At 71.1% G+C, this 23,086-nt stretch carries 20 protein-coding genes and 2 pseudogenes; 13 read left to right on the top strand and 9 right to left on the bottom strand.

From position 1 onward, the window contains the following. Nucleotides 1-155 precede the first annotated feature (155 nt). Nucleotides 156-1,094, bottom strand: a complete 939-nt coding sequence (locus ACIOHP_RS35430) for an N-acetylglucosamine kinase (protein ID WP_401893806.1) — start codon at nt 1,092-1,094, stop codon at nt 156-158. Nucleotides 1,095-1,374: 280 nt separating this feature from the next. Here ACIOHP_RS35430 and ACIOHP_RS35425 point away from each other — a divergent pair, with 280 nt between their 5' ends. From ACIOHP_RS35425 to ACIOHP_RS35400, 6 genes are all read left to right on the top strand, one after another. Further along, nucleotides 1,375-2,505, top strand: a complete 1,131-nt coding sequence (locus tag ACIOHP_RS35425; RefSeq protein WP_361551645.1) for an ROK family transcriptional regulator — start codon at nt 1,375-1,377, stop codon at nt 2,503-2,505. A gap of 276 nt (nt 2,506-2,781) precedes the next feature. Beyond that, nucleotides 2,782-4,101, top strand: a complete 1,320-nt coding sequence (locus tag ACIOHP_RS35420) for an extracellular solute-binding protein (protein WP_361551648.1) — start codon at nt 2,782-2,784, stop codon at nt 4,099-4,101. Nucleotides 4,102-4,223: 122 nt separating this feature from the next. Continuing rightward, a complete protein-coding gene (locus tag ACIOHP_RS35415; protein ID WP_361551651.1) occupies nt 4,224-5,135 on the top strand; it encodes a sugar ABC transporter permease in 912 nt (303 codons plus the stop codon). After that, on the top strand, nt 5,132-6,034 hold the full coding sequence (locus ACIOHP_RS35410) for a carbohydrate ABC transporter permease (protein ID WP_401893804.1): 903 nt from the start codon (nt 5,132-5,134) through the stop codon (nt 6,032-6,034). The genes ACIOHP_RS35415 and ACIOHP_RS35410 overlap by 4 nt, the downstream gene beginning before the upstream one ends. 2 nt (nt 6,035-6,036) lie before the next feature. Next, a complete protein-coding gene (locus ACIOHP_RS35405; protein WP_401893802.1) occupies nt 6,037-7,746 on the top strand; it encodes a hypothetical protein in 1,710 nt (569 codons plus the stop codon). Nucleotides 7,747-7,761: 15 nt separating this feature from the next. Beyond that, nucleotides 7,762-9,606, top strand: a complete 1,845-nt coding sequence (locus tag ACIOHP_RS35400) for a hypothetical protein (RefSeq protein ID WP_401893800.1) — start codon at nt 7,762-7,764, stop codon at nt 9,604-9,606. On the opposite strand, the pseudogene ACIOHP_RS35395 reads toward ACIOHP_RS35400, so the two are convergent. Further along, nucleotides 9,603-10,256, bottom strand: a pseudogene (locus ACIOHP_RS35395) (RNA-guided endonuclease InsQ/TnpB family protein); the annotation flags it as partial. The gene ACIOHP_RS35400 and the pseudogene ACIOHP_RS35395 overlap by 4 nt on opposite strands. Nucleotide 10,257: 1 nt before the next feature. Between ACIOHP_RS35395 and tnpA the strand changes: the two are divergent. Continuing rightward, nucleotides 10,258-10,494 (top strand): annotated as a pseudogene (tnpA, locus tag ACIOHP_RS35390) (IS200/IS605 family transposase); the annotation flags it as partial. A gap of 147 nt (nt 10,495-10,641) precedes the next feature. Here the strand turns inward: tnpA and ACIOHP_RS35385 are convergent. Both ACIOHP_RS35385 and ACIOHP_RS35380 read right to left on the bottom strand, forming a co-directional pair. Then, nucleotides 10,642-11,232 (bottom strand): hypothetical protein, encoded by a 591-nt coding sequence (locus ACIOHP_RS35385; RefSeq protein ID WP_401893799.1) that lies wholly within the window; start codon nt 11,230-11,232, stop codon nt 10,642-10,644. Between the two features lie 10 nt (nt 11,233-11,242). Next, complete coding sequence (locus tag ACIOHP_RS35380; RefSeq protein WP_401893798.1) at nt 11,243-12,088, bottom strand: NAD(P)H-binding protein; 846 nt, start codon at nt 12,086-12,088, stop codon at nt 11,243-11,245. 103 nt (nt 12,089-12,191) lie between these two features. Here ACIOHP_RS35380 and ACIOHP_RS35375 point away from each other — a divergent pair, with 103 nt between their 5' ends. Next, complete coding sequence (locus ACIOHP_RS35375) at nt 12,192-12,557, top strand: helix-turn-helix domain-containing protein (RefSeq protein ID WP_361493041.1); 366 nt, start codon at nt 12,192-12,194, stop codon at nt 12,555-12,557. On the opposite strand, the gene ACIOHP_RS35370 is transcribed toward ACIOHP_RS35375, so the two are convergent. After that, complete coding sequence (locus ACIOHP_RS35370; RefSeq protein WP_401893796.1) at nt 12,542-13,210, bottom strand: nucleoside/nucleotide kinase family protein; 669 nt, start codon at nt 13,208-13,210, stop codon at nt 12,542-12,544. The genes ACIOHP_RS35375 and ACIOHP_RS35370 overlap by 16 nt on opposite strands. 84 nt (nt 13,211-13,294) lie before the next feature. Here ACIOHP_RS35370 and ACIOHP_RS35365 point away from each other — a divergent pair, with 84 nt between their 5' ends. The 4 genes from ACIOHP_RS35365 (at nt 13,295) to prcB (ending at nt 17,228) form a co-directional block, all read left to right on the top strand. Continuing rightward, nucleotides 13,295-13,690 (top strand): SgcJ/EcaC family oxidoreductase, encoded by a 396-nt coding sequence (locus ACIOHP_RS35365; RefSeq protein WP_361551673.1) that lies wholly within the window; start codon nt 13,295-13,297, stop codon nt 13,688-13,690. A gap of 166 nt (nt 13,691-13,856) precedes the next feature. After that, on the top strand, nt 13,857-15,332 hold the full coding sequence (locus ACIOHP_RS35360; protein ID WP_401893795.1) for a hypothetical protein: 1,476 nt from the start codon (nt 13,857-13,859) through the stop codon (nt 15,330-15,332). Then, on the top strand, nt 15,329-16,264 hold the full coding sequence (locus tag ACIOHP_RS35355) for a lysylphosphatidylglycerol synthase domain-containing protein (protein ID WP_401893793.1): 936 nt from the start codon (nt 15,329-15,331) through the stop codon (nt 16,262-16,264). Before ACIOHP_RS35360 ends, ACIOHP_RS35355 begins: the two co-directional genes overlap by 4 nt. 109 nt (nt 16,265-16,373) lie before the next feature. After that, on the top strand, nt 16,374-17,228 hold the full coding sequence (gene prcB, locus ACIOHP_RS35350; RefSeq protein WP_401893792.1) for a proteasome subunit beta: 855 nt from the start codon (nt 16,374-16,376) through the stop codon (nt 17,226-17,228). 39 nt (nt 17,229-17,267) lie between these two features. On the opposite strand, the gene ACIOHP_RS35345 is transcribed toward prcB, so the two are convergent. From ACIOHP_RS35345 to sthA, 3 genes are all read right to left on the bottom strand, one after another. Further along, complete coding sequence (locus ACIOHP_RS35345; protein ID WP_401893791.1) at nt 17,268-18,227, bottom strand: hypothetical protein; 960 nt, start codon at nt 18,225-18,227, stop codon at nt 17,268-17,270. An 11-nt stretch (nt 18,228-18,238) separates the two neighbouring features. After that, the gene (locus tag ACIOHP_RS35340) at nt 18,239-19,711 is read right to left on the bottom strand and encodes an APC family permease (protein ID WP_401893789.1); all 1,473 of its coding nucleotides are present in this window, start codon (nt 19,709-19,711) and stop codon (nt 18,239-18,241) included. A 371-nt stretch (nt 19,712-20,082) separates the two neighbouring features. Next, the gene (sthA, locus tag ACIOHP_RS35335; protein ID WP_401893788.1) at nt 20,083-21,486 is read right to left on the bottom strand and encodes a Si-specific NAD(P)(+) transhydrogenase; all 1,404 of its coding nucleotides are present in this window, start codon (nt 21,484-21,486) and stop codon (nt 20,083-20,085) included. Between the two features lie 91 nt (nt 21,487-21,577). On the opposite strand from sthA, the gene ACIOHP_RS35330 reads away from it, so the two are divergent. Next, nucleotides 21,578-22,711, top strand: coding sequence for a sulfite oxidase (locus ACIOHP_RS35330; RefSeq protein WP_401893787.1), 1,134 nt, complete (start codon nt 21,578-21,580; stop codon nt 22,709-22,711). An 81-nt stretch (nt 22,712-22,792) separates the two neighbouring features. On the opposite strand, the gene ACIOHP_RS35325 is transcribed toward ACIOHP_RS35330, so the two are convergent. Then, nucleotides 22,793-22,999: a hypothetical protein gene (locus ACIOHP_RS35325; protein ID WP_361492869.1), complete on the bottom strand. Its 207-nt coding sequence runs from the start codon at nt 22,997-22,999 to the stop codon at nt 22,793-22,795. Nucleotides 23,000-23,086: the final 87 nt, after the last annotated feature.

Genomic DNA, 23,086 nt, shown 5'->3' with positions numbered 1-23,086 from the left:
TTGAGTTCTTCGGCCGTGCGGCCGGGGGAGTCGTGCGATGACGGCCCGTGGGGCGCGGGAGGAGGAGCGAGCCGCGGGGTGCCCCATGAGGCCTACGAGCGAAGATCTACGGGCGAGTCGTGTCGGACGGGGGTGGGCCCGGCGTCCGGCGGGTGTCACAGGAGTGAACGCGCCAGCGCCACCGCCCCCTCGACCGGCGGCACCCCCAGCGGCTGTGGCCTGGCTGTGGGCACCCTGTCCGAGAGGGCGGAGGTGAAGGCGTCGTAGAGGACCGACTGGGCGAGGACGGTGCTGCCCGCGACCACCACGTCGTCCACCGCGACTCCGCGTGCGGCGAGCCGTCCGACGAGCGCGGCCAGCGAGCGGCCGCCCTCCTCGATGACCGCCAGGGCGAGCGGTGAGCCCGCCTCGGCGGCGGCGAACACGGCCGGGGCGTGCCGGCCCCACTCGGCGGAGATGTCCTTGGCGGCTTCCATCGCCGCCCCGATCGCGGGGACTTCGGCGACTCCGAAGGAGGCGACGAGGCCGTGCGCGAGCGCGTCGGGCTCCTCGCCGCGGTCATGGGCCGCCCAGACGGCGCGTGCGGCCTCACGGACGAGACCGGCGGCGCCGCCCTCGTCACCGAGGACCGCACCCCAGCCGCCGACCTGAGCCGGGCGTCCGTCGGGGAAGCGGCCCACGGCGACCGAACCGGTACCGGCCACCAGGCCGACCCCCTTGTCCAGGCCCGCCGCGGGCACGAGGAGTTCGGCGTCGCCCACGACCAGCGCGGGCGCGTCGAAGTGGAGTTGCAGGGCGGTGCGGATCTGGGCGCACTGGCGGGGGGTCTCGCAGGCATGTCCGCCGACCGCCAGAGCGGACGGGCGGGCGCCCGCCGGCAGGGCGTCGGCGGCCAGCGTGGCGAGCCAGCCGGCGGCGGTCACGGGGTCGTGCGGCCGCCAGCCGCTGCTGGAGCGGACGTGGTCGGCGACCGGGGTGTCGCCCGCGAAGGCGCGCAGATGCGTCTTGGTGCCGCCCACGTCGATACCGACCACGAGCGGGCCAGAGGGTGTGGCGTCCTGCACGGATCCTCTTTCGTCGGTGCGCTGAAGCATGCGACGGCGGGCGAAACCGTGCCGGAGGAAGGGCAGTTGAAGAACTAGGGAAGCCCCGGGACGGGCCTCTGACGGACCACGGCAGGCGAGTACCGTGACGTTCGTTAGGAAGTTAACTAACGAAGTACAGTGCGTCAAGAGAAATCGCGCACTCGACCACCGCAGGGCCGCTGCGGGGCGGGAACGCGTGACGTCATGGCATCCCATCGCCGCATTCCGTGAAGACGCTTCGACCCGGGGCGCGGCGCTCGACCTCTGTGGGAGAACTGTGGAACACGACGTGGCGGAAGCCCCCCGTCTGACCGAGAGCGCCAGCGCTGTGTTCGCCGTGCTGGCACAGGCCGGCACGGCTACCCGCCCGCAGCTCGCGAGCCTGGCGGGCCTGTCGAAGCCGACGGTGTCCTCCGCCGTCGCGGAACTCGAGAGCGCCCGCCTCGCCGCCCACTCCGGCACCGCCTCCGGCGCCACCGGGCGCTCCGCCGCCGTATACGGTCTGGGACCGGCCGCCGGAGCGGTGCTCGCCGTCGACCTCGGCCCCGCCCTCACCCGGGTGCGCGGCTGCGCCCTGGACGGCACCCTGCTCGCCCAGGCCACCGGCTCCCGGGACGAGGCGGCCGACGTCGTGCGCGAGGCCGTCTTCGCGCTGCCCGACGGCGCTCCGCTGCGCTCCATCGTCGTCGCCGTCGGTGATGTCACCGCGGAGCAGGACGGCGCGGGGGCCCGCCCCGCCACCGCCAAGGCCGGGCCCGTCTTCGACGCCATGGCCGTCGCCCTGCCGAAGGGCGTCCCGGTCCATCTCGAGAACAACGTCAATTGCGCCGCGCTGGCCGAGCTGCACGAGGGCGCCGCCCGGGGCCGCGCCTCCTTCGGCTATCTGCGGATCGGCGTCGGTATCGGTCTCGGCATCGTGGTCGGCGGCCAGGTGCTGCGCGGGGCCAACGGGGCCGCCGGTGAGCTCGCCCGGCTGCCCTACCCCTGGGACGAGGGCGTGGAGCCGCGTCAGGAGGCCCTGGAGGAGTACATCGGCGCCCGCTCGCTGGTACGCCGGGCCGCCGAGGCCTGGCCGGAGGCCGACGGGCCCTGCCCGCGTACCCCGGACGAGCTCTTCGCGCTGGCCCAGGAGGGCCGGGCGGCGGCCCGTACAGTCGTGGCCCGTCACGCCGCCGACATCGGCCGGCTGGCCGCCGCGGTGACCGCCGTACTGGACCCCGGACTGATCGTGCTGGGCGGCAGCACCGGTGCCGATCCCCTGCTCCTGGCGGGAGTGCGGGCGGAGATGGCGCGGCTGAGCTGGCCCACCGAGGTGGTGAGCAGCACGGTGGGTGATCTCGGCACCGTCGTGGGCGCTTCCCGGCTCGCCGTGGCCCGGGGAGTCCAAACCGTGACCGATGTGGCGCGGGCCAAGGATTGACGGGTTCCGGCTTGGTCTGCCAATGTCCGGACAAGCGCTTTCTAAGTCGGCCGGGACGCCGGCTTGGAGCGAGCGTCCCGCCCGTACTCGACGTACGGCAACCGCACGAGGGCGTGCCCGTGCGGTGACGGCCATGAAGGCCGGGGATCCTCGCCCGTCAGGATGACGCGGCCGGGCGAGGCCGCGCCCCCGGAAAGTGACTTCTCCTGCAAAATGCACCCGTGCCGCCATGATCGGCGCCGTGCTCCGTCCCCTGCGACGAAAAAGGGATCGAAGATGACCAATGTAGGTGTACGGCGCTCACGCCGACTCGGCCGTGGCATGCGCCGCATGGTTCCCCTCGCTGCCGCGGTTTCGGCAGGCGCCCTGCTGCTCTCCGCCTGCGGAGGGGGCTCCGACTCGGGCGGTACCTCCAAGTCGCTGACGTTCTGGATCTCCACGGTTCCGGGGCAGGACGCGGGCTGGAAGAAGATGGTGGCGCAGTACAAGAAGGAGACCGGCGTCTCCGTCAAGCTCGTCAACATCCCCTACGACGGCTACACGACGAAGCTGCACAACGCCGCGCAGGCGAACTCGCTGCCCGACGTGGCGGCCGTGCCGGCGCTGGACCCGATCTGGTCGAACAAGCTGATCGACCTCAGCTCCATCGCCAACAACAAGACGAACAAGATCAACGCCAACTTCGTCGCCAAGGACTCGTCCGGGAAGGTGCTGTCCATCCCCTCGGACGTCACCGCGTCCGGCATGTTCATCAACAAGTCGCTCTTCGAGAAGGCCGGTGTCTCCTTCCCGACCTCGCCCTCGAAGACCTGGACCTGGACCGACTTCATCAAGGCGGCGAACGAGGTCCGGGAGAAGACCGACGCCAAGTACTCCCTGACGTTCGACCAGTCGCCGTCGCGGCTGCGCGCCATGGTGTACGAGATGGGCGGCCAGTACGTCCACGCGGACTCCTCCGGCAAGTTCTCGGTGGACGCGGCGACCAAGAAGGCCGTGAACACCTTCGTCGGATGGAACGACAACAAGGTCATGCCGAAGTCGGTGTGGACCAGCGGCGCCGACCCGGCGGCCATGTTCCAGAGCGGTGACGTCGTCGCCTACTGGTCCGGCGTGTGGCAGGTTCCCGCCTTCGCGGACAGCATCACGAAGTTCGAGTGGGCCAGCGTCCCGACTCCCGCCCAGCCGGTGCAGGCCAGCGACGTCAACAGCGGCGGCATGACGGTGGGCTTCAACAACAACGCGGACGCGTCCAAGGCCGCGACGAAGTTCCTGTCCTGGCTGTACGAGCCGGCCCACTACAAGGCCCTGTGCGAGGCGTCCGGGTTCCTGCCCGTCGAGAGCGGTCTGAACCCGACGTACCCCTTCAAGTCCGAGGCGGCGCAGGCGGCGTTCAAGCTCTACAACGAGTCGATCCCGCTCTACGCCCCGATCTCCGGCTACTTCAACAGCGCGCAGACGAACTGGGTGCTGAAGGGCAAGAGCCTCACCGAGGACCCGACCAAGACGGAGCTCGGCAAGGCGATCAACGGCCAGCAGTCGGCCGACAAGGCCCTGCAGAACATCGTGGACGGCTACAACCAGCAGGTCGGCGGCTGATCGTCGGCCACAGGGCCGGGCGGCGGGGACGACCCACCGCCGCCCGGCCCTGGGCGCCGCATGATGCCGGGCCCATGGCATGAGCCCACCGCAATCCCATCCACCAGCACGGAGTCAGGAAGATGACAAAACGCGCCTCGGACGTGTCCGTGAGCCCGCCCAGGAGACGCAGTAAGTACACCCTTGCGCCGCTCGTCCTCATCGCGGCCAATGTCGTGCTCTTCTCGCTGTTCTTCGTCTGGCCGGCGGTGATCGGGCTCGTCTACTCCTTCACGAACTACACGGGCGTAGGGGCGTTCCAGTTCGTCGGTCTGGACAACTACCAGAACCTGTTCGGCGACTCCATCTTCTACGACGCGCTGGGCCGGACACTGCTCTACGCCGTGCTCGTCGTTCCGCTGAACTTCGTGCTCTCGCTGCTCATCGCCAACCTGGTGGTCAGCAAGCAGGCCAAGGGGGCGTCGATCGCCCGTGTCGTCTTCTTCATCCCGTGGCTCATCTCGCCCATCGTCGTGGGCGTGCTGTGGCGGTGGCTGTTCGGTGAGAACTTCGGACTGATCAACTACGTCATAGAGAAGCTCGGCGGGGACCCGATCGCGTGGCAGTCGAACGCGGACCTGTCGCTGGGCGTGGTCGTGATGGCGGGCGCCTGGTGGGGCACGGCCTTCTCGATGCTGCTGTTCATCGCGGCGATCAAGAACGTGCCCACCTCGTACTACGAGGCGGCCTCACTCGACGGTGCCGGCCCCTGGCGCCAGTTCATCAGCATCACCCTGCCGAGCATCGCGCCGACCTCCTTCATCGTCATCCTGCTCAACACGATCAACGCGATGAAGGAATACCCGCTCTTCCTCGCTCTCAACAACGGCGGACCGGGAACGTCCAACAACCTGATGGTCCAGTACATCTACCAAACCGGCTTCAAAACGGGCCAGATCGGCTACGCGAGCGCCGCGTCGTTCGTGCTCATGCTCATCCTGATGGCCGTCGCGATCATCCAGCTGATCGTCAACCGGCGGATGGAGAACCGATGACCACCACAGACACGCCGCGTAAGACCGACGCCGCTTCCGTACGGGCCGTCTCCAAGAAGCGGCCCCGCGGGGTGAGCAGCGGCGGGCTCCGGCGCGCGGTGCCCGCGACGACACTGCTGTGGATCCTGGCCGCCCTCTACGGGCTGCCGGTGCTGTGGTTCGTCCTCAGCTCCTTCAAGCCGGCGGGAGACCTGTTCTCCCTCCCGCTGACGGTGCTTCCGCACGACCCCACCCTGTCGGGTTACAAGGCGGCGTGGGACAGCGCCAACTTCTCCCAGTACTTCGTCAACACGGCCCTCGTGTGCGTGGTCACGACGGTCCTCACCGTGGGAGCCAGCTGCTGCACCGGGTACGCCCTGGCCAAGTACGACAACAAGTGGCTCAAGTTCTTCTTCATCTGCATCCTCGCCACCACGATGCTGCCGTCCGAGGTCATGCTCGCCCCGGAGTTCCTGGTCGTCCGCGACCTCGGCCTCTACAACTCCTTCGGCGGCATCATCCTCCCGGCGGTGCTCACCGCGACCGGATGCTTCATGTTCCGCCAGTTCTTCCTGACGGTGCCCGACGAACTCATCGAGGCCGCCCGCATCGACGGGGCGCGTGAGCTGTCGATCTTCCTGAGGATCATGGTGCCGATCTCCCGGCCCATCATGCTGACGCTCGCCATCCTGTCGTTCCAGTGGCGGTGGAACGACTACATCTGGCCGCTGCTGATGCTCAACGACCCCGACAAGTTCACCGTGCAGATCGGCATCCAGAGCCTCGTCGGGGCACAGAACATCAACTGGTCGGTGCTGCTCGGCGGATCGGTCATCTCCATGATCCCGCTGATCGCCGTCTTCCTGGTGTTCCAGCGGTACGTCATGAGCGCCGACATCAACGCCGGCCTGAAGGACTGACCTTGCCCAGCCCGCTCGACCACGAGTTCGTCCGCGCGGTCGCCCGCGCGGCCGACGGGCCGGCCGCCCCGCTCGCGGCCGGCCCGCACGTGGAACCCGCCGGGGTGACCCACCGAGCCCTGGCCCGCCGGGTGAAGACCCTGGTGGCGGCCTACCGCTCCCCGGATTCGGCGCTGCACGGCAGCGAACAGGCCGTCGCCGCCACGATGACCCACCTCCGCGCCCTGCGGGCCGCGCAGACGGCCTCCGGCCTCTTCGCGGGCGGCGACAACGTGCAGTCGCCGCCGGACTCCGCCTTCACCGTCAACGACGTGTGCGACGCGCACGTCCTCGCCGCCGGCGCGGGGCCGGAACTGCGCGACGTCACGGAAGCGCTCGCCGAGATCGCCGACGCCGCCACCGGCAGTCTCCTCACCGGCGGCGTGCACACCCCGAACCACCGCTGGGAGCTGTCCGCGGCGCTCGCCCGTCTGCACCGGTCCTTCCCCGACGACCGGCTGCTCACCCGCGTCGAGGAGTGGCTCGCCGAGGGCGTCGACATCGACACCGAGGGCCTGTACTCGGAACGCAGCGCCGTCTACGCGTCCATCGTGACCAACCCGGCGCTGCTGTTGCTGGCCGAGGTGCTCGGGCGTACCGACCTGCTGGACGCCGTCGAACGCAACCTCGCCGCGACCCTGGACCTGATCAGGCCGGACGGCACGGTGGAGACCGTCCACTCGCGCCGCCAGGACCAGAAGCTTTCGTTCGCGCTGTGGCCCTACCTGCCGCACTACCGACTGCTCGCGATCCGTACCGGCCGGGGCGACTTCGCCCGCGCGGCCCGCCTGGCGGCCGCCGACGGCATCGACGACCCCGACCTGCTCGCCCAGGCCCTCCTCACCCCGGATCTGTGCCGCGCCCTGCCGGCCCCGGACGCGGAGAAGCTCCCGCGCGACCGGTACCTTCCCACCGCACGCCTCGCCGCACACGTCTCGGCCACCGCGCACACCGTGGTGTACGGCGGCTCCGACGTGCCCGAGCACCGGCGCATCCGCTCGGGCCTCGCCTGCAACCCCACCTTCCTGCGGCTGTTCGCCGGTGCCGCCGTCCTCGACGCGGTCCGCGTCTCGCGGGCGTTCTTCGACCTGGGCCCGTTCCGTGCCGCCGACATGGAACAGCTCGCCGACAACCGGTACCGGCTCACCCAAACCCTCACCGCCGCCTACTACCAGCCGCTCCCGAAGGACCGGAGGCGCGACGACGGCGCCTACCGCCTGGTGGACGAAGGTCGCTTCTCCGCGGCGATGGCCTTCCCCGACCGCCCTCAGGACGAGGTCTCCCACACGACCCGAGTCGAGGTCGACCTGCGGGAGGACGGGGCCGACCTGCGGATCGACATCAGCGGCCCGGCGGTGCCCTGGGCCCTCGAACTGACCTTCCGGCCGGGCGGCGAGCCGCAGGGCGCCGTACCGCTCGGCGACGGAAGCTGGTGCATGACGACCGAGCCGTTGACTTACCGCGTCGGCGACGACGAGATCCGGGTCGAGGTCGCCGTCGAGACGGGCGAACCGCTCGCCGGACCGGACCGGAGCGACGTACTGCGCTACGACCCGGGGCAGGACTACACCGTGGTCGGCGGCACCGACGCGACGACCGGGAACCGCGTCTACCTCGGTGGGCACGGACCGCAGACACTGACCCTCACACTGCGCGCCACATCTCAGGCATGAAGGGCTGATCCACCCGTGCACCTCCTCCACCAGCGCGGCCCGCTCCACGACCTCCCGGACACCCCGGAGGCGTACGACGCCGTCCTCGCCGACGTCGTCGAGCAGGCCCTGGCCCGGCTCACGCCGGAGGGCAACCTCGAACACCCCGACTGTGTCGACGACATCGGCGACACCTCCCTCGGCATCACCTCGCTCCTCGCGTTCGCCTGGCAGCGCACCAAGGACCCGCGGCTGCCGGAGGCGGTGCGCCGCAGCCTCGCCTTCCATCTGCGCGAGCGGGTGTACGTCGAGGACAACCCCGGCTATCCGAACCTGAGGGTCCGCAACTCCGGTCTGCCGTACGCCCGTTACACCCTCGAGGCCGGAGCGCACCCCATCGGGGACTGGCCCAGCACGGTGTGGGCGCTGCTCCAGGCGGTCAATCTGCTGGACGCCGCGGACGGTCTCGTCGACGACGCGCAGCGCGGCGAGCTGGTCGAGGTGGCGCGCGGCTACTGGCGCTGGCTGACCGAGGCGACGTTCTTCAACCCGCAGGAAGCGGGCAACCAGGCGATCGGCTGTGTCGTGGGCGGGCTGATGCTGGCGAGCCATCTGCCGTCCCCGGAACGGGAGTCGGTCCGCGGGCACGCCGTGGACCTGTACGTCGACAGGATCCGCGCCCACCGGGTCCGCGACCGCGGCGCCCTGCTGCCCCCCGAGCACGGTGGCGCCTACGACAACAACTACGGCCCGATCTCCCTGTCCTTCCTCGCCCAGGCCCATCGGGTCAGCGGCGAGGAGATCTTCGCGGAGGACGGCGACGCCCTCGCCCGCTACATCGACGCCCGGCTGACGGGCGGCGGCTTCGACAACGGCGGCCCCCGCTACAGCGAGCAGCACTCCGCGTTCGAGTCGGTCCTGGGACTGCGCTACTTCGGCGCCCGGATCGGCTCCGACCTGGGCCGCTACCGGGGCGACAGCCGCTGGGCCCGGCATGCGGTGAAGGCGGACGGCGGGGTCGACGGGCACTTCGCGTGGATGCTGGTCTGGCAGACCGAGGACACGACGCGCTGGCACCGTACTCCGTCGGCCGAGCCCGCCCGTCATCAACTCCGGTTGGGAACCGTGTCGGTGGCCTTCGACAGCCACATGACCCCGTCCGTGACCGAGGCGGACGGCACGTACTACCTGCCCGCCGCCGTCAACCGGCAGCACGGGTACGGCCCGGTCGTCGACGGCTTCCTGTTCTGCCGCCCGATGGGCGAGGTCCGCGTCCGTGACGTCCGCGCCGAGAGCCTGGCGGCCAAGCTGGTCACCAAGCCGGTCGTCGGCCGCGACCACGTCCTGCGGCACGTGCGGTCCCTGTACGTCACCGACGGCACGAGCCTGTGGGTGACGGTCGCCGTGGAGCGCCTGCCCGGCACGCCGTATCTGCTCGCCGGGATGCCCTACGCCGCGGACGACGGCGACCGGGTCCGCCGGACCGCCGAGGCCCGGGTCGCCTCCGTCGGCGAACTCCGCCTGACCCACCCGCGGTCGGAGGGCGCCGACCACTTCGACGCCCGCTCGGAGACCACCCAGCAGCAGGCCGCCTTCGCCCTCGCCGAGGACCCCCGCGGTTACGGGAACCCCGACGAGGGTTGGAGCCATCTGGTCTCCTCGACGGCGCTGGAGGCCGCCCCGGTACCGGACGCCCCGGAGGACCTGCATGTCTTCGCGGTGCGCTACGGCCCCGGCGGCGCGTGCACGGTGACGGTCGAGCAGGGTGCCGAGGGCCTGACGGTCCGGACCGAGGCGTTCACCGCCGTGATCGGTGACATCGCGGGCGACGCCCACGGCGAACCGGAGCTGACGCTGCACCTGTCAACTACCCGTCGCTAAAGCGATGGGCTTGCGCAGCGGGCGCCACTGGGTGTGGTGCTGCGCTTGCGTCTGGTCCCGCCCTCGGGTGTCGGGGGTGGGTCTGGGGCGGTTGACTGCGCCCCGCGTCGCCACAACTCTTCCGCGCGAGCGCGGATGTTGCGGGAGCTGTTGCGGTCTGCGTGATCAACGAATCCGCAGTTCCGGCACGCGAACCAGGCCTGCGAGACCCGGTTCGCCTTGTCGATGTGGCCGCATTCGGAACAGGTGCGGGAGGTGTATGCCGGATCGACGTACACCACCGGTACCCCCGCGTGGCGGGCCTTGTACGCGATGAACTGCCCCAGCTGGGCGAACGTCCAGCTGTGGAGGGTGGCCCGTTGGGGCTTGCGAAGCCGTACCCGTTCACGGATGCCCGTCAGGTCTTCAAGGGCGATTCCGCGTCCGGTGCGTTCTGCCTCGGCCACCACATGCTTCGCGATCTTGTGGTTGATGTCCTTGGCCCGCCGTGTCTCCTTGCGCCTGCGTTTCTTCAGCCGGCGCCTGGCGGACGGGGTGTTCTTGCGCTGCAGCTTGGTCCGTAGTGTGCGTTCGCGCAGCCGTCCCCGGTTCAGGGCACGCCCGGCCATGATCTGGCCGTCCGAGGTGGTGGCGATGTTCACGATGCCCAGCGAGCGCGACCACGTCCACCTGCTGGCGCACTACCCGCCCAAGGTCGCCCTGTCCCGACTGGTCGGCTCCCTCAAGGGCGTCTCGGCCCGCCGCCTGCGCCAGGAGTTCCCCGAGCACATCCAGCGTTACCTGTGGGGCGAACACTTCTGATCCCCCTCCTACTTCGCCGCCTCTGTCGGCGCAGCCCCTCTCACCGTGGTCAAGGAATACATCGAGAACCAGAAACGCCCCGGCTGAGGCGCGAGCAGTGTCCGGCTCCGCCGCACAGCCCTGCGGGCACTCCGTGTCCGAACCCTTCGATGCTGCGACGCTCCGCGCCGCCGCTACACGATGCGATTCCTCCCAGGCGTAAACGCCTGGGTTTCCTCGCAAGAGCCTGCTGCATCACAGCGGCAGGCCGACCAGTCCCCAGCCCCGCTGGTCGGCCTCGCCCACCACCACCGCCCACTCGCGCAGCAGTACCGAGAACTCGTCGAAGTCCTCGATCCACCGTCCCGGAGATGCCGCGTGCGTGGCGAACGGCTCGCGCAGGCTCTCCAACAGCGGTTCCGCCAGGGCCCAGTGGACAGCCAGCGCGGAGACGGTCGGCGGGGGACAGACGAGCAGCAGTTTGGGGCGCCGAGGGTCGGGGTCGGCCGGGAAGAGGCCGGTGTCGTCCTCGTCCCAGAGCAACGGGCTCAGGAACCCGTTCAGCCGCTCCCGCAACACCGGGTCGGCGAAGTCCCGTACGTCCTCCCAGGCCTGCCCCGCCCAGAAGTGCGGCTTGTACGAGCCCGGAGTGCTGTGGAACTCGTAGCGCCCGCACCACGGCACGTTCGATGCCGCCGGGAACGCCCAGCCCTTCCGCGGCTCGGCGTCCCAGTCGATCTCGTCCTCGGGAAGCGCCGCGTCCTCCAGCAGCCCGAGCCGCTCGTCGCGCGGTGTCGCCGCCAGCCGCTGCCAGTCGACGGCGAGCACGGTGATGTCCAGACCCATGCGCTCAGTCCTACCGGAACGCGGCGGCGTTCCGTCGCGCCCAGTCGGCGAACGTGCCCGGAGCGCGGCCGGTGACGCGCTCGATGTCGGGGCTGACGCGCTGTTCGGCGGGGGTGGGGGAGCCCAGGACGTCGAGGGTGGTGTCGGCCACGGGTTCGGGCATGAAGCGCAGCAAGTGAGTCCGGGCCTCGTCCCGGCCCAGCTCGACGAACCGGACCGGCTCGCCCAGCGCCGTGCCGAGAGCCGCGGCCTGCTGACGGGGCGTGACCGGGACCGGGCCGGTCAACTCGTAGGCCAGTCCGGCGTGTCCGCCCTCGCGCAGCGCCACCGCGGCGACCGCGGCGATGTCCGCGGGGTCGACCGTGGGCAGGCCGACGTCGCCGAACGGAGCGGCGACGGTGCGCTGGGCGCGCACGGACTCGGCCCAGGCGAACGCGTTGGAGTGGAAACCGTTCGGCCGCAGGATCGTCCACTCCAGGCCCGACTGGCGTACGGCCTCGTCGATGGCCCGCCCGATGCCACCGTGCGAGACCGACTCCGGCCTGGTCACGACTCCCAGCGAGGACAGCAGGACGACCCGCCGGACCCCGCCGGCCTTGGCGACGTCCATGAGATGCGGAACGTCGAGAAGGTGTGCGGACAGGCCGCCGTCATGGAGGAAGAGCGCGTCGGCTCCGTCGAGCACGGCCCTGAGACTCTCGGCGTCCGCCAGATCCGCCGGCCATGCGCGGACACCCTGCGGCACGTCCCCGTCGGCGATCCGCCGGGACGTCGCGGTCACCCGCGTGCCGTCGGCGGCCAGCGTCCTCACGAGCTCTCGGCCGACGTTGCCCGTCGCCCCCGTCACCACGATCATGAACAACTCCCTTGAGAAATCGGCGTTGTTGCCGACGAAGGGACGCTAACAGCGTGGATATAGTAGGTACCTAGAGGAAAGTGGCTATCTCGGAGGGATGCACATGAAGGCCGAGGCGACGACCGACCCCGCACTCGCCTGCCCCATCGGCCCGGTCGTGGACATCGTGTTCAGCCGCTGGACCACCCCGATCCTGTGGAGCCTGCACGCGCACGGCCGCCAGCGCTTCGTCGAGCTGGAGCGGCGCATCACGAAGATCACCCCGAAGGTTCTCACCCAGCGGCTGCGGCAGTTGGAGCGGGACGGGCTGGTCGTGCGCACATATCACCCCGAGGTTCCGCCCAGGGTCGAGTACGAGATCAGCGAACTGGGCCGCAGCCTCGCCCCGCTCTTCGCGCACCTCGCCGACTGGTCCGCCGACCACCTCGACGAGGTCGAGCGGGCGAGGAGTGCCTACGACACCGCCTGACGGCGTTCCAGGGCCCGGGTGGGGACGACCAGGTCCGCGCGGTCCCGGGTCGCCGTGACCAGGTCGGCGTTGCGCTGGTCCGTGCCCCGCACCCATGTCACGGCCTCGTCGTGCTCCTTGCCGAACCGCTCGTGCCGGGCCACCAGCCGCCGGATCCGCTCCGCCTCGTCCAGCTCGCAGAACCACACCTCGTCCAGCTGCCGCCTCACCCGTGCCCACGCACCGGTGTCCAGCAGCAGGTAGTTGCCCTCGGTCACCACCAGGCGGGCCGTCGGCGGCACCGGCACGGCTGCGGCGATCGGTTGCTCCAGCACCCGCTCGAAACCGGGCGCGTACACGATGGCACCGTCCTCCTCGTCCTCCGCGCGCAGCCGCCGCAGCAGCGCCGCGTATCCCGCCGCGTCGAAGGTGTCCGGCGCGCCCTTGCGGTCGCCGAGTCCGAGCCGGTCCAGTTCCACGTCGGCGAGGTGGAAGCCGTCCATGGGGACGTGCGCGACCCACGGCTCCGCGCCCGCGTTCAGCTCCCGGACCAGCATCTGGGCGAGTGTCGTCTTGCCCGCGCCGGGGCTGCCCGCGATGCCGAGGATCGCGCGCCGGTCGCCCCGCGCGAGGGCCCGGGCGCGGATGAGCAGGTCGTCGAATGTCAGCGGCACACCGCAGAGTGTGTCACCCACCGCCGCGCGGGGACCCAGGGCGGCGGGGAGGATGGCGAGGGGACACAGGAGGGAGCCGCCACCGTGCCCGACGACGCCTCACAGATCCGCACCCTGATCACGAACTGGGCCGACGCCGTCCACCGCGGCGACCTCGACGGTGTACTGGCCGACCACGCCGAGGACATCGTCATGTACGACGTCCCGCCGCCCCACCACGGCATCCACGGACTGGCCGCCTACGGCGCCGCCTGGCCGCCCTTCTTCGCCTGGCAGGCCCAGGGTGCCTGCTTCGACATCGAGTCCCTCGACGTCACCGCCGGCTCCGAGGTCGCCTACGCCCACGCCCTCCTGCGCTGCGCGACCCCCGAGGAACTCGCCGAACACCCCGGCCTCCGCCTGCGCCTGACCTTCGGGCTCCGCAAACAGGACGGCCGCTGGCTCGTCGCCCACGAGCACCACTCGTTCCCGCACGACTGACGCGACGGTTGCGCCGATAATCGGACGAAATATCAGGCACCTGGCCGAACTTCGCGCTGCGCACCGATCGGACGCGGGTTATTTTGTCCGTGTTTTCTCTATTTCCCCAGCTCATGGCCATGGGGTCTCAGGAACCCTGCGACGCGTAGGGGCGAAGGGGTGGACGATGGTGCACGGCGCGAACGCGACGCTCGTGAGTGTGCGACGGCGCGACACGGCGACCGTGCCCTGTACGGCCCGGCACCGCCGCGGTGACGTTCTGCTCGCCGTGGTGGCCGGTGCGTTCGTCCTCGCCCAGTTGATCCTCGTACGTCCCTGGATGGGCCTCGGCTGGGACGAGACCGTGTACGTCAGCCAGGTCAGTGCCCAGGCGCCACCCTCCTACTTCAGCGCACCACGCGCGCGTGGCATCTCGCTGCTGGTGTCGCCCATCGCGTCCTGGTCGACGTCCACCGCACTGCTGCGCGTCTACCTGGCCGTGCTGTCGGGCATCGGGCTCTATCTCGCCCTGCGCGTCTGGCGCGGGGTCTTCCCGGCCCGTGTGCTCGCCGGCGCCGGGGCGCTCTTCGCCTCCCTGTGGGTGACGGTCTACTACGGCCCCCAGGCCATGCCCAACTACTGGGTGGCGATCGGCGCGCTGGTCTGCGTCGGCTCCTTCCTGCGCGCCCCGGCCAACCTGTGGGGTGTCGCGGCGGGTGCCGCCCTCATGGCGCTCATGCGGCCCACCGACGCCGTCTGGGTGACCCTGCCCCTCCTCGCCCTCACGGTGGCGCTGCGCCATTGGCGCCTGCTCGCCGCCCTCCTCGCGGGAGCCGCCCTCGGCGCCGCCCAGTGGGTGGCGGAGGCGTACCTCAGCTACGGCGGTCTGGCGCAGCGACTGCACGACGGCTCCCGCATCCAGGGCGGACTCGGCTGGAACCTCGCCGTCGACGACCAGATGCGCAGCCTCGTCGGGCGCACCCTGTGCCGGCCGTGCACGGGCTCGATGCCCCACCCCGCGATCACCGTGTGGTGGTACGTCCTTCCGCTGCTCGCCCTCCTCGGCCTCGTCGTCGCCGTCCGGGCCGGCCGCACCGCACGCACGCTCGTCACGCTGGCCTGCGCCGCGTCGGCGGCCTTCCCGTACCTGTTCCTGATCGGATACGCGGCCCCCCGCTTCCTCCTGCCCACCTACGCGCTGCTGGCCATCCCGGTCGCCGACGGGCTGCTCCACCTGGTCACGGCACCGGGCGGCAAGTGGCGACCGGTGGCCACGACCCTGGTCGCGCTCGGGCTGGCCGGGCACCTGGCCGTGCAGTTCGCGGTCCTGGACCGCACCGTCAGCCGCAGCACCGCCGACCGGCAGGCCTGGGAGCGCACCGCGGCCGACCTGCACCGGCTGGGCGTCCGGCCGCCCTGTCTGCTCACCGGAGAAGAGGCGCTCCCCATCGCCTACTACGCCGGTTGCTCCTCCGCGGCGGTCAGCGGCCCCAACACCAACTCCACGGCGGCGGAGATCCAGGAGACCGCCCGCCGGATCCCGGTCGCCCACCTCGTGCCGGAGCACCGCGGCCCGGCCGGGTACGCCCGCGACTGGGCCGCGTACCGGATCGACGGGCTCCAGGTGCGGATCGGACCCGCGGGGGAGGACGGCGGCCCATGACGTCCGAACCGGTCGTCGTCGCCCCAGGTCGAAGACGCGTCTACTGGCACACCGCACTCTCCCTCGTCGTCCTGGTGGGTACGGTCTGCCTGGCCCAGCGGCACTGGCCGGTCCTCGAACGCGGGGCGGTGCGGCTCGCCGTCGCCGACCAGGGCTGGCTGCTGGTGGGCGGCACGGCCGCCGCCGCGACCTGGGTCTGCGCGGCGCTCGCCCAGCAGGGCGCGGTCGTCCGGCACCTGCCCCAAGGACGGCTTGTGGCAGCGCAGTTCGCGGCCTCCGCCGCCAACCATCTGCTGCCCGCCGGGCTCGGCGCGGGCGCGGTCAACCTGCGCTTCCTCATGCGCTGCGGGCTGTCGGCCGGCCGCGCGGCGACCGCCCTCGCCGTCAAGGGCACCGCCGCCGCGGTGGTGCGGGTCGTCCTGGTGGTGGCGCTCGCGCTGGCCTGCCCGGGGGTGCTGCGCTTACCGCAGTTGCCCGGAGCGATCCTCGTCGCCCTCCTCGCCGCCGTCGTCTGCGCGGCCGGCGTGCTGGCGTGGCCGCGGTGCCGGCGCGCCCTGGCCGCCGTGGCCGCCGACATCCGGGCCGTGCACGCCAACCCGCCTCGGGCAGCCGCTCTGTGGGGCGGCTCGCTGGCCTTCGCCGCCCTGCACGCCCTCGTCCTGATCGCCGTCACACAGGCCGTCGCGCTCCCCCTGCCGCCGGCCCGGGTGGCGCTGCTCTATCTCGCCGCCAGCAGTGCCGCCGCCCTGCTTCCCACCCCAGGCGGCCTCGGATCCCTCGACGCGGCCCTGGCCTTCGCCCTCACCACCGCGGGCGCCCCGGCCGCCGCGGCCGCCTCCGCCGTACTCGGCTACCGGCTCCTGACCGTGTGGCTGCCGCTGGTGCCGGGCCTGGTCGTGCTCGGCGTGCTGGTGCGACGCAAGGCCCTGTGAGGACAACAGGTGCGTCCCGGGCGTGAGTTGTGATCCCGGCCGCGTGTTTCCCGTCCGTCCGCTTCAGGTAGGACTCGGATGTCGGACCGGGGACACGAGGGGGAACGGCATGACGGAGAGCGAGCACGGCGGACGGCTGGGGGAGGAGTTCTTCACTCCGGGAAGCACGTCCTTCACCGAGTTCCTCGGCGCCCACCGGCCTGCCCTGCTGCCCACCCGCAGACCTTTCCCCGACGGCGTGCGCGCCGCCCCTGACCAGTTCCCGCACGGCACCACCGTGCTGGCCCTCGCCTACCGCGACGGCGTGCTGCTCGCAGGCGACCGCAGGGCCACGATGGGCAACCTCATCGCCCAGCGCGACCTGGAGAAGGTGCATCCGGCCGACGACCACACCGCCGTCGCCTTCGCGGGCACCGTCGGTCTCGCCCTGGACATGGTGAAGCTGTACCAGGTGGAGCTCACGCACTTCGAGAAGATCGAGGGCGCACCGATGTCCCTCAACGCCAAGGCGCGGCGCCTGGCGAACATGATCCGGCAGAACCTCGGCCAGGCCATGCAGGGCCTCGCCGTCGTCCCCCTCCTCACCGGCTACGACCACACGGCCGACGACGGGGAGAAGGGCCGCATCTTCAGCTTCGACGTCGCCGGCGGCCTGTACGAGAAGACGGACTTCCACGCCGAGGGCTCCGGCTCGCCCTACGCCCGGGGCGCGCTGAAGAAGCTGTTCCACAAGGGCATGTCCCGACGCGACGCCGCGCTCGCCGCCCTCCAGGCCCTGTGGGACGCGGCGGACGACGACTCCGCGACCGGCGGCCCCGACCTCAACCGGCGGATCTTCCCGATCGTCTCGGTCATCACCGAGGACGGCTTCGAGCGGCTGCCGGAATCGGAGACGGAGCAGCTCACCCGGGAGATGGTCGAGCGGCGCAGCAGCCGCCCGGACGGCCCGAACGCCACGCCCTGACTCACCCCCCCGGCCGCGACCGGACCCGGGGCGAGCGCGTCAGGCGCGCACCCCCACCTCCTTGCGCCACTTGGCGATCTGCTTGTCCGGCTCCCCGGTGTAGGACCAGGGAGTGCGGGTGGCCCGCCGCCCCAGCATCCGGAACAGCGGGCCCGCGACCTCCGCGAGGCCCGCGTGACAGGCCGCGTGCGTCAGGTAGTTGAGGTCACGCAGCTCGGCGGGGGCGACCGGGGCCTCGGGCCGGCCGGCGATCCAGCGCTGCCAGGTGCGGCGTACGTCGCTGACGGCACCGTCGTTGCTCCAGTGCTGGGCGAGCGCCACCGCGGACTGCCGGCCCTTGGCCGCGTCCAGCGCGAACCGGTACTCCTCGACCCGGGCGTACTGCACCAGCACCGGCAGCGCGCAGCCCGGCGGTGCCACTCCGGCCGCGTCGCGGGCGAAGTCGTACATCAGGCCGTGGGTGCCGTGCCAGCGGGCCGAGTAGTAGTGCAGCACCTGGAGGTGACCCTCCACGCTGTAGGGGTCGCGTTGGTGCAACTCGTCCCACCAGCGTGCCAGTTCCTGCCTCCGGACGCCCGCCGGGTACAGCCGTGCCACGGAGATCAGGGAGATCCACGGGGTGGGGTCCTCCGGATACGCGTCGGCGGCCTGCAGGCTCGCCATCACCGCGGTGTCGACGCGGTGCTGGTCGATCGGCACCCCGCGGCCCGCGGCGATCGCCAGGTTGAACGCCCGGGCCGTCTCGGTCGCCGCCCGCAGCACCAGCGCGTCGGCGCTGTGCGGTTCGGCGGCCAGCCATGACTCCGCCGTCGAACTGCCCGCGCAGGCCTGGGCGAGCAGTCGGACCCGGTGGCCGCGTACCGGCCAGTCGGGTCCGGTCGCCCGCAGCAGTTCCCTCAGACCCTGCCAGCGTCCGATGACGATGTCCTGGCGGGCCGTGGTGAGGGGTACGTCCCCGCAGTCGGGGTCGAAGTCGGGAGCGAAGCGATCCCGCGTCATCGCCACACCCCTCAGAAGTCGGTGGAGAGACCCTCGTGGGCACGGGACTGCGCGGGCACGGCCCCGGCGGGGACGAAGTCCGCCTCGATGGTGTGGGTGGCGTCCAGCGCGGCGGGCCGGTAGTAGTCGCTGCCCTTCCTCCAGTACCAGAGCATCGGGACCAGCCCGGCGGCGAGTCCGCCGATGCCGATCGTGACGGCGGCCCGGCTGAGCTCGCCCAGCGACTCGATGAAGATCCAGAACATGAACAGGGCGCCCAGCAGTGGCCACAGGCCGCCGAAGAAGAAGTTGGCGGCGGATTTCAGCAGCATCTTGCGGTAGGCGACGACGGCCGCGAGGCCCGCGAGACCGTAGTAGACGGCGATCTGCAGACCGATCGCAGAGATCGCGTCGGAGAGGATGTCGCCCACCGAGCCGAGCGCGTTGGAGGCGATGAACATCACCAGCGCCACCGCGCCGACCACGACGATGGCGACCCAGGGCGTGTTCCACTCGCGGTGCACCCTGCCCAGCGCGGACGGCATCGTACGGTCGCGGCCCATCGCGAACAGTGAGCGTGTGACCTGGATCAGCGTGGTCTCCAGTGTGGCGATGGTGGACAGCATCACCGCGACGATCAGCAGCTTGCCGCCCCAGCCCGGCCAGATCTCCTCGCCCAGCACGGCGAGCACGTTGGCCTCGTTCTCCCGGACCTGTGTCGAGGACAGCACGACGTTCACCGCGATGGTGAACACCTCGAACAGCAGGAAGACGATGCCGACCCCGATCAGGCCCGCGAGTCCGGTCGTACGGCGGCTGTTGCGGGTCTCCTCGCTGAGGTTGCTGGTCACGTCCCAGCCCCAGTAGTAGAACGCGGCGATCAGCGCACCGGACGCGAACCCGGCCATGCCGTCGAACTGGCCGAAGCCGAACCAGGACCAGTCGAAGGCACGGGCGTTGTCCGTGTGGAAGAAGGCCAGGACCGCGAACAGGGCCAGTATCACCAGCTCGACGCCGGACATCAGGAGCTGGGCGCGGACGGTGAGCCGGGCGCCGCCGAGCACGACCAGCAGCATGGCCACGAACCAGGCGGCGCCGACGAGTGTGGACAGCGCGGTGTCGTCGGCGAGGCCCTCGTCGAACAGGGCGAGCGTCATCGAACCGGCCGGCAGTGAACCGGCCACCATGAAGATGGTCGCCGACACCACCAGCGCCCAGCCGCTGAGAAAGCCCAGGAACGGGTGGAGAGTTCGCCCCACCCATGAGTAACTGGCGCCCGCGTTCACGTCGATGCGGCTGAGATAGCTGAACGCCAGCGCGATGCCCAGCATCGGGATCGCGCAGTACAGGAGTGCGGCCGGGCTGGCGAGACCCACCGCGCCGACAAGGACGGCGGTGGTGGCGGCGATCGAGTAGGCCGGGGCGCTTCCCGCGACCGCCATCACCACCGTGTCGAACGTGCCGAGGGCGTTGGCCTGCAACCCTCTGCCCCTGCTGTTGCTCATGCTGAAGCTGCTTTCCGTCGTGCACGACGCGAGGGCGACCAGGCCTCGACGGCGTAAGGGGTGGGGGGTGAACCCGCCTCAGGCCGAAGAGGGATGGCCTCGGCCGGCGGCGGCACAATGGGGGGCGGCGGACACCGTTCAGCGTCGCGTCGGCAGACGGTCACGCACCGTGTGTGCGAGTGATGATAGCCCTACCGGATCCCCTTTCGGGATTGACCGGAGGGTAACCTCTCGCTTCCAACTCCGCCGCAGGCCAGGGGCTTTGTCGAGGGCCCGCGACGGAGGACCGTGGTGCGGAAGGGCGGATCGGGAGCCGATGACGTGCACCGGCCCACCGGAACCAGCGAGGAGCGTCCGAGCGCCGGGTTCCCTCAGTCCCCGATGCGGTCGATCTGGCGGAGTTTGTTCGTGGCGTCGAGGGCGGCGACCTTGTAGGACTCCGCGAGCGTCGGGTAGTTGAACACCGCGTCGACGAGGTAGTCGACCGTGCCGCCGCAGCCCATCACGGACTGGCCGATGTGGATGAGTTCGGTGGCGCCGGTGCCGAAGCAGTGCACGCCGAGCAACGTGCGGTCCTCGGGGGAGACCAGCAGTTTCAGCATGCCGTGCGAGTCGCCGATGATCTGTCCGCGGGCCAGTTCGCGGTAGCGGGAGATGCCGACCTCGAACGGGACACTGTCCTCGGTGAGTTGATCCTCCGTCCGGCCCACGAAGCTGATCTCCGGGATGGTGTAGATGCCGATCGGCTGGAGGTGGTGCATCCGCCCGACGGTCTCCCCACAGGCGTGGTAGGCCGCCGACCGGCCCTGCTCCATCGAGGTCGCGGCCAGCGCCGGGAAGCCGATGACGTCGCCGACGGCGTAGATGTGCGGCACCTCGGTGCGGTAGTGCTCGTCGACCGTGATCCTGCCCCGGCGGTCCGCCGCCAGCCCCGCCTTGTCGAGATCGAGGTCGTCGGTGAGCCCCTGTCGGCCCGCCGAGTACATCACCGCGTCGGCGGGGATCTTCTTGCCGCTCTCCAGAATGGTGAGCGTGCCCCGGGGGTGCCGCTCGACCGCGGCCACCGTCTCCCCGAACCGGAACGTCACGGCGAGGTCCCGCAGGTGGTACTTGAGCGACTCGATCACCTCGATGTCGCACATGTCGAGCATCCCGGCCCGCTTCTCGACCACGGTGATCTTGCTGCCGAGCGCGGCGAACATGGACGCGTACTCCATGCCGATGACACCCGCGCCGACGATGACCATGGACCGCGGAACGTGTTCCAGGGCGAGGACGTTGTCCGAGTCCAGGATCGTCCGCTCGTCGAACTCGACCGTGTCCGGCCGGGCGGGCCGGGTGCCGGTGGCGATGACGATGTGCTCGGCGCTGATCAGCCGTTCATGGCCGGTCACCTCGCGCAGGGCGACGGTGTGGGAGTCGACGAAACGGCCGGTTCCGGCGTAGAGGGCGACGTGGTTGCGGGAGAGCTGGCTGCGGATGACGTCGACCTCCCGGCCGACCACGTGCTGGGTGCGGGCGGTCAGGTCGGCGACGGTGATGTCCTCCTTGAGCCGGTAGCTCTGCCCGTACAGATCGCGCTGGGTGAGACCGGTGAGGTAGAGCACCGCCTCGCGCAGCGTCTTGGAGGGAATGGTGCCGGTGTGGATGGAGACCCCGCCGACCATGTCGGGGCGGTCGATGACGGCCACTCGGCGGCCCAGCTTGGCCGCGGCGATGGCGGCCTTCTGGCCACCCGGACCGGATCCGATGACAAGCATGTCGAAGTCGGGCACCTTCCGCAGTCTGGCAGCTCGAGGGCCCCATTCGAAAGGGTGAACCCGCAAGCAGCGTGCAAGGGTTGGCTCGCGGCGCGACACTGGAGTCATGGGTCGACGACTCGGTGACGTGAGCGCACCCGCCCGGCTGGCCGCCCCCGACGAGGGCATCGGCCCGGACGAACTCGCCCTCGCCACCCGCAACCACGGACTGCCCCTGGAAGCCCTGCGCCACGACCTCACCCCGCCGGGCCTGCACTACGTGCTGACGCACTACGACATTCCCTACGTCCCCGACGACACCGCGTGGCAGCTCACTCTCGGCGGCCTGGTCCGCCGCTCGCTGCGCCTGGACCTGGCCGACCTGCGGGCGTTCCCCCAGGTCACCACCAGGGTGACGCTGGAGTGCGCCGGCAACGGGCGGGCCCTGCTGACGCCTCGGCCGGTGAGCCAGCCCTGGCTCGTCGAGGCGGTCGGCACCGCCGAGTGGACCGGTGTGCCGCTGCGGCTGCTGCTGGCGGAGGCCGGCATCGAGCCCGGTGCCGTCGACGTGGTCTTCACCGGCGCCGATCACGGGGTGGAGCGCGGGGTCGAGCAGGACTACCAGCGCTCCCTGTCCGTCGAGGACGCCACGGGCGGCGAGCCCGAGGTGCTGGTGGCGTACGAGATGAACGGCGCCCCGCTGCCGCCGCAGCACGGGTATCCGCTGCGGCTGGTGGTACCCGGCTGGTACGGCATGGCCCATGTGAAGTGGCTGTGCGACGTGAGCGTCGTCGACGAACCGTTCACCGGGTTCCAGCAGGCCGTCGCCTACCGCCTGCGGGAACGCCCCGAGGACCCGGGCGAACCCGTCACCCGCATCGCGCCGCGCGCCCTGCTGGTGCCGCCGGGCTTCCCGGACTTCATGTCACGGACCCGGGTGGTGCGGCCGGGCGAGGTCCCGCGGGAGGGGCGCGCCTGGTCCGGGCGGGCGCCGGTGACCCGGGTCGAGGTGAGCGCGGACGCCGGTCGCACCTGGCACGAGACCGTACTGGAGCCGGACGACGGGCACCGCTGGGCATGGCGCCGCTGGCGTCTCACCTGGACGGCGACGCCCGGCGCGTACCTGCTGAGCGCGCGGGCCACCGACGCCGAGGGGCACACCCAGCCGCTGGACCAGCCCTGGAACCGGGGCGGGTTCGCCAACAACCTCGTCCAGCGGGTTCCGGTGCTCTGCAGGGACCAGGACGACGCATCGGACTGACGAAGACGCAGCGGACTGACGGGCCCGGTCGGAAGACCGGGCCCGATGGTGGTGCAACCAGACCTGTCCGCCGGACAGGCGCTAGGGCAGCAGCTTCTCCATGGCGGCCGGTCCCTCGGCCTCCAGCTTGCGCCTGGCCCACTCCAGGTTGCGCGGGGTGAGGTCCCTGCCTGTGGCGAGCACCAGGTCCTCGGGTGACACCTCGGTGCCGGTGCGGGTGTGGAGCAGGGCGTCCGGGGTGGCGCGGTCCTCGGACGGACCGGACGCGTCGGGCTGTGACGTCGGCATGATCTCTGCTCCTCGGGTCGTCATCGGGTCCGATATCACCATTCACCCCGGGAGCGCCGCGTGCATCCGGAGGGGCCTCACCCGGGA

Source organism: Streptomyces sp. NPDC087859, from assembly GCF_044742595.1.
Taxonomy (GTDB): Bacteria; Actinomycetota; Actinomycetes; order Streptomycetales; family Streptomycetaceae; genus Streptomyces; species Streptomyces canus_F.
Note: the sequence above shows the minus strand (reverse complement) of the source record. Positions and strands in the feature narration are given on the sequence as shown.